The following is a 6,599-nucleotide window of genomic DNA, read 5'->3' on the forward strand; positions in this document are numbered from 1 at the left end:
GTTTCGAAAGTTCGATGGAACAACCTCCCTATGCACAGCACCTCCGCAATCTTCGCCAAGATGTGTTACCCAACCCGATTGTAATGCATTTCAGAAAATGCACTCTTCAATTGTATAGTAATTTGAGGATGTTAATCGTGTCAGAAAGTTGAGTTATAAAATTGTAAAAATAAATGTGGCAGGTCTTCCTGGCCTGCCACATATGACGAGAAGGTTGCTCTTACTCTGTTTTGGCATTGGGTGTAAACAATTGTTTGCCCAGGAGCCTGAAATCACCGATGGCTTTTTGAGCTCTGGGAGAGGCCATCCACCTGGAAAAGGTTTTTGCCAGATCGTTTTTGACTTTTTTGCATCTCTCAGGGTTAACTTCCAGGACGCTGTATTGATTTAAGAGTTCTTTATCCCCTTCAACCAGAATTACCAAAGAGGGGTTACCCTTCATGTTTGCTTCATATTTGATGTAAGTTCCCCTGTCTGTCAAAGTGTAGCCCTCACGCTCCACCGCCACATTAATAGTAGCCAGCATTCCTTGTCCAGTCTGGATGTACCAGGATTCCTTGTCCAGGTTAGATATGCCAGCAGCCTTCCACAGTTTTTTCTCTTTTTTGTTGGTTCCAGAATTATCTCCCCGGCTTACAAAAGGAGCTTTCTTTTCAGCCAATTTGACCAGGGCCTGGGTAACGGAAAGCCCTTTGATTCCAGCCGGATCTTGCTTGGGGCCGATGATGACAAAATCGTTGTACATAATCTCCCGGCGGTTGATACCATACCCTTGTTTCACGTATTTTTTCTCCGCAGAAGGGGCATGCACCAAGAGAACGTCCACATCGCAGTTTTTCCCTAACTCCAGGGCCTTACCAGTACCAACAGCCACCCATTGTAACTCGATGCCCGTATCTTTTTTAAAAAGAGGGGCTAACACGTCCAACAAACCTGTATTGTCAGTGCTGGTAGTTGTGGCCATGCGTAACACTTTTTCTTGTGCATGGCTCAAGCCAGAAAAAGCAAACGTGAGTAACAGGGTCAAAAAAACAATAGCCGTCTTTGTCCTCATACCTTTCTTCACAGTAACCTCCTAACTTTTTATTGGTTTGTGTTTTATTTGTTTAAGTTACTACAAGACCCATCTGTTGATGAAGTAAAAAGAGCTGTATATATTTGAGCTTATTGGGACTCGGCTGTTCGTCGGTTACCATTTACCCTGTGATTTTTTTTATTAAACTATTCTAAAAAGAAAAAAATATGGTAAGTACCTTTTTACAGGCCTGTTTTTATGTCTAAAATGATACAGAAAGGTTCTGTTTTAGAGAAAACTTTTGAAATGTCAAGAGGTTTATCTCTAAAACGCAAGGATACGACTTTCCGGAAAAAAATAAAACCGACCACTCAAAAAACAAGGTTAAGTGAGCTTTTAATAGGGTGTATCCGATAGCTGCGTTTGGGTTGAGTGGTTGAGTAGGAGAGTGGGTGAGTTGGTGAAGAGAAAAAACAATCAGCAAGTTTTATGGGTCCAGGCATTTGTACCAACATGAATGAAATCAGGATTGAAAAAAATTATGAAGAATTATCTTCTGAGTAAGGTTTGTCCACAGACTCTAATGCCCTGGGGATGTGTTGTATAATCTCTTCAATCTGAGTGGCAGGGGTAGGTTTGGCGTAATGTCCAGCCAGCCGATTGGCCTTGGCTGCGACCACGCAGGCCCTTTCTATGTCCATTCCTGAATGGATCAAGGCGGAAACCATTCCCGTTATGGTATCACCGGTGCCGCCAATGGCCTCCATGGCTTCTTCTGTCGGTCCTTCTATACTGGCCAAAATTTTGCCTTGGTGAGCCACATGGTCCTGCTTGCCTTTAACCAGTAAATAGCGAGCTGCGTTCTGATGTTTGTATGCCCGGGTAATCAGGTCCATGGCCTGGTTGTCTTCATGGAGAATAAAACCGCGGGTGTAAAAAGGATGTGGAGCCTCTTCATCGGCCAGAAAGGCCAGTTCTCCTATGTCTGGAGTAAACAGGTCGTATTCTTCAGCCTGGCCGCTCATCTTGGCCGCGTACATGAAGCCGGCGTCGGCAATTAATGTGGGTCTGGGGTCTATTTCCTGGAGAGCGAATAAAACCCGGTTGTGCCAGTCCACATCTGGTTGTAGATAGTGAAAGGTTACGGTACTGAGGCCTAGATTTTTAACCTCGTTTTCTAGATACGCATACAATTTGCGACTACCATGACCAAGACCTATATCCCCCACCAGCAAAGCCAAAGGCTCTGGTAAACCTAAAACCTGGCAAGTTTTACACACCGCACCCAAAAGAGCAGGCGTGCCTCTGCTCATTTCTACTTCCTGGTCTTCAATGTGGATCTTGCCTTGTTTTAAGGTGACTTTTCCTATTGTCAGGGGAAAATCCTGGTCTGGAACTGTACCCACTATCCCAAGCATAGTCTTTTCATCTCCTTAAAAGCCAGTTCAAGGGCATATCCGCAAAGTGTATGTCCAATATCTCTTGGGTGAGGGGCGTCCTGCAACTTCTTGCCACATAGGTTTTTGGCCAGATAAGGCACATCAGGGCATCCCCCTCCGGAAACATTGACAATGGTCAGGGTCTTTTTATCAACGGTCAATTTCATATTGGCAGCCCGAACCATGAGCCAATCTCCAAAATCCTTAACATGAAATAAATCTACAGGTTCAAGTAATGGGCTGTTTACAGGTACGACCTCTTTTGGAGTTAAACTGGCATTGCGCAGAGAGCGGAGGATGTTTAACTCCTCAATCAAAGGGAATTCTATGACCAGGTCACACCCGGTACGAATCTCAGGTGGCGGACCCATGACCTTGATCTCCCAGCCGGAAGACTTAAGGGTACTTTCTGCTCGGATGACCTCGCTGGTGTGATTAAAGACTAGAATGCCCCGATCCCATTTGGGACCGCTTTTTTTAGAGGATGGCTTTTTTCTAAATTTAAAAAACATACGGTGTGAAAATGAGTTTTGATGATTTGAGTTTAGACTTTATAGCAAAGCGCATGGGCATAGTCCATGCGCTTTGCTTCTTATATCGAGAAACACTCCTCCAATCACACAACTCGTTATTTTTCAAGAATTATTTTGTACTCATCATTTTCTGTTTCGATTTCTTTTACTTGCCACCCTTGACTGCCGGCAGCGCGGATCACGTTTTCCCTGGAGGTATCAGTATCCACCAGAACTATTAATTCGTTACTTGAAGTTGTTTTAATTGCATCCATAACCAGGAGAACGGGTTGCGGGCAGGATAGTCCGCGTGCATCAATCGTTTTCGCTCTTTCGCTCATTGTTCCCTCCCTATCTCAAATCACGAATTACGCTTTCTTGCGCATGGTGAAGCCAATAAACAGACAAACTAATAAACCAATAATAACCGCGGCCATACCGTGGGGACCAATTCCCTTGGGTGAGCTGGCCAGACCGAAATTATGTGCAAAGCCGGCGCCGACTATCATACCCAGGACAAACACGGCAGCATCTCCATCTCCTTCACCGGCCATAAATAACTGTCTGCCAGGACATCCTCCTGCCAGGGCAAAGGCCAGTCCAGCCAGAACCATTCCGGCAAAATTCCATAAGGTCATGGAATGGGCAACAGGTTGATTGACAAATCCCGGGTTAAACTGTCCCAGGATCAAATTGGTGACAAAAGCGGTCACTACGAGGGCAACTACTCCTGAGAAAAGATAACCTTGCCTGAACAAGATCAAATCCCGGATGGCACCCATGGTGCAAAAGCGGCTTTTCTGGGCCAAAAAGCCGATCAAAAGTCCAACGCCAAGGGAAATGGCTAAAGGAGCGTGCATGGCTCCTGGTCCTTTTACACTGTAAAAAAGGACTCCGTTTTTGGATTGCCCCGGGATTTGGGGAAAGATAAGCATGAGCAGGAGAAAACCAAGCATGATCAGGGGCAGGATAAGTCCGACAGAAGTATAAGTTTTTTGTGCCCGTCCAAGATTGTACCCTTTTTTAAGGAACAAAGTGCCAATCCAGATACCGAAGGCGAGGCCGATTAATCCAGCAATAGCATTTCCGTCACCTCCGGCCAGGCGAAGCAGGGCACGCCAGGGACATCCTAAAAAGACCAGGGCGCCGATCATGGCAAACGCACCCAGGACAAAACGGACAATAGGGGCAGAACCGGCCCGCGGTCTAAATTCGCGAAAAATTAAAGCGGCAATGAGTGCTCCAAGGACAAAGCCAATAATTTCCGGTCGCATGTATTGGACTACTGCCGCACGGTGCAAGCCCAGGCTGCCTGCAATATCCCGCTCAAAGCAGGCCACGCAAACACCCATGTTGGCAGGGTTCCCCAACTTTTGTAACATCGGGGCCAAGATGCCAATGACACTACCCACCAGGATAATTCCCGAGCGGCTACCCAAAAAGTTGTTCAGTTTCTTCATATATACCTCCCTAGTTTAAGTTTTATGTCTATAGAGTTTGGAGTCAGTTTGAGATGTTTGTGTGGTGAGCTTTTTATGTTAGCTTGCGAGTTGTTCCTGCTATTACAAAGGTTATATATCTTGTACGGATGAACTCTCTATTGAAGAGTAAACAGTCTTAAAAGGAAAGAAATCGACTTTCTATATGCGCGTTAAATATTAATTTTTCAAATTAAATTTTCTAATTAAAAATTTGGTTTTTTATAGAAAAAAATGTTCGCACGAAAATCATTTTTTTACTCCGTCCTGATAGCCAACCATGCGAAATGGTTTTCAAACATCAGCACAACAATGTGTTAAATCTGAACGAATTTCTAGTGATTATTTATTTTTCCAAAAGCACGGTTCTTGCGTGTGCATACGATAGCTTCACTTTAGAGACTTTTTTCTTTGGCCTACTCAACCACTCAACTACTCACTTACTCAACCAAGTTGCAGCCAATGGATGCACCCGTTCTTGCGGCGATATTTTCTTGTCTTCACTTTAAAAAACATTCATTGTATGGCTTGAATTTTAACCATGAGACGAAAACTTTTTATAACCTAAGTTAAGCGATTTTTAATTTAGTTCTACCGTAAACACATTGGAGTAAAAGTAGATTTTGAGCCAGCGATTTTCACCCAATGTGTAGAGATTGCCACGGGCAGCTTCGCTGCCCTCGCAATGACAATATCGCCCCTGTCATTGCGAGCTTAAACAAAGTGTAGCGAAGCAATCTCAAAGTTTGAACTGCAAAAAAAAATAGCTCAATTTAGGTATAAATGAATAATATGTCCTTTTTACAGCGTTACTACGGGCCAATAGCCCTGGTTTTTTTGGTAATCTGCGAACTGCTTCTCTTTTTAGGGGAGCCCTTGGTAGGGCAGTGGTTTTACCTCCTTGCCTGGTGGCCCTATATCTTTTTTGTGGATTGGGTGGTCAAAAGACGTACCGGCAATTCCCTCCTTATGGACCGCGCAAGGGAATTTTTGTGGCTCATACCCTGGTCAACCTTTTTCTGGCTTATCTTTGAATGGTTCAATCTTTTTCTCAAAAACTGGCACTACGTGAACATCATTTCTTCTATCCAGCTAAGGTGGGCTGGTTATTTTCTCTCCTTTGGCACAGTGCTTCCCGGTCTTTTTGAAACCTATGAGCTCCTTGCCTCCTATAAAATTTTCAGCGACCGCAATGTAAAACCGGTCCGGGATGCCAAAAAACTTTATCCATGGTTTCTTATCCTGGGGGCGCTGTTTCTGGTCCTGCCCCTGGCCTACCCACGATATTTTTTCCCTTTAATCTGGGGAACCTTTGTATTTCTCCTGGAGCCAATAAACCACGCTCTTGGCGCACCTTCACTTTTACGCGAGTGGGAAAAGGGGTCTTTGAGAAAATTCTTTTTACTTCTCTTTTCCGGCCTTATATGCGGGGTTTTGTGGGAGTTCTGGAATTTTTGGGCACAAAGCAAATGGATATACACCGTGCCTTTTGTAGGTGATATCAAACTCTTTGAGATGCCAGTGGCCGGTTTTTTGGGTTTTCCGCCCTTTGCCGTGGAATGCTACTGCCTGGTATCCTTTATAAGTATCTTCCGTAAGGGACGGACTTGGGAACGAGACAGGGCATGCATTGGCGCAAAGACTTCGCTGACGCTAAAAGTTTTTGCCTTTATATTACATCTTCTTTTCTATGCATTCATGTTTCACGCTATTGATGTTTATACCGTGAAAAGCTATCTATAACTCCCTACGTAAATTTACCCTATGGAGTACCTTATCCTGACTCTCGACGCAGACGTGATGAAGAAATTGATATTCTTAAAATGTAGTGTTTACAGATAATACTAATCTTTGTTTTCTTTTTTTCTCAAACTTAAGTATATACAGGATAACTAAGTCCTAAATTTTGCATTTTTTTTTACGGTAAATAGTTTGAGATTGCTTCGTCGTTTCGCTTACGCTCGCACCTCGCAATGACAGGATGAGCGCTATGTCATTGCGAGGGCAGCTAAGCTGCCCGTGGCAATCTCATCCAGTTGGTGAAAAGTATAATCGCCAAAGAATATTATTCTCTCAAGTTTCTGAGTTAATTTGCGAGCGCATTTTCTTCAATGCTAACAAAGACTTGGACACATCTAAGGCTTGCTTGCTGGCT

6 protein-coding genes are annotated in these 6,599 nt (G+C 44.1%); 1 reads left to right on the top strand and 5 read right to left on the bottom strand.

What is annotated here, in order from left to right; genetic code table 11:
- Positions 1–220 precede the first annotated feature (220 nt).
- From KFV02_RS11145 to yedE, 5 genes are all read right to left on the bottom strand, one after another.
- Complete coding sequence (locus KFV02_RS11145; protein ID WP_252381636.1) at positions 221–1,054, bottom strand: ABC transporter substrate-binding protein; 834 nt, start codon at positions 1,052–1,054, stop codon at positions 221–223.
- 500 nt (positions 1,055–1,554) lie between these two features.
- Positions 1,555–2,433 (bottom strand): NAD(P)H-hydrate dehydratase, encoded by an 879-nt coding sequence (locus KFV02_RS11150; protein WP_252381631.1) that lies wholly within the window; start codon positions 2,431–2,433, stop codon positions 1,555–1,557.
- Entirely contained in the window at positions 2,421–2,966 is a 546-nt protein-coding gene (locus KFV02_RS11155) for a putative Se/S carrier protein (RefSeq protein ID WP_252381632.1), read from the bottom strand. Before KFV02_RS11155 ends, KFV02_RS11150 begins: the two co-directional genes overlap by 13 nt.
- 116 nt (positions 2,967–3,082) lie before the next feature.
- The gene (locus KFV02_RS11160; RefSeq protein ID WP_252381633.1) at positions 3,083–3,307 is read right to left on the bottom strand and encodes a sulfurtransferase TusA family protein; all 225 of its coding nucleotides are present in this window, start codon (positions 3,305–3,307) and stop codon (positions 3,083–3,085) included.
- A gap of 27 nt (positions 3,308–3,334) precedes the next feature.
- Positions 3,335–4,426, bottom strand: coding sequence for a YedE family putative selenium transporter (gene yedE, locus KFV02_RS11165; RefSeq protein ID WP_252381634.1), 1,092 nt, complete (start codon positions 4,424–4,426; stop codon positions 3,335–3,337).
- A gap of 801 nt (positions 4,427–5,227) precedes the next feature.
- On the opposite strand from yedE, the gene KFV02_RS11170 reads away from it, so the two are divergent.
- Complete coding sequence (locus KFV02_RS11170; protein WP_252381635.1) at positions 5,228–6,187, top strand: hypothetical protein; 960 nt, start codon at positions 5,228–5,230, stop codon at positions 6,185–6,187.
- Positions 6,188–6,599 lie beyond the last annotated feature (412 nt).

The organism is Desulfovulcanus ferrireducens, from assembly GCF_018704065.1.
GTDB classification, from domain to species: Bacteria; Desulfobacterota; Desulfovibrionia; order Desulfovibrionales; family Desulfonatronovibrionaceae; genus Desulfovulcanus; species Desulfovulcanus ferrireducens.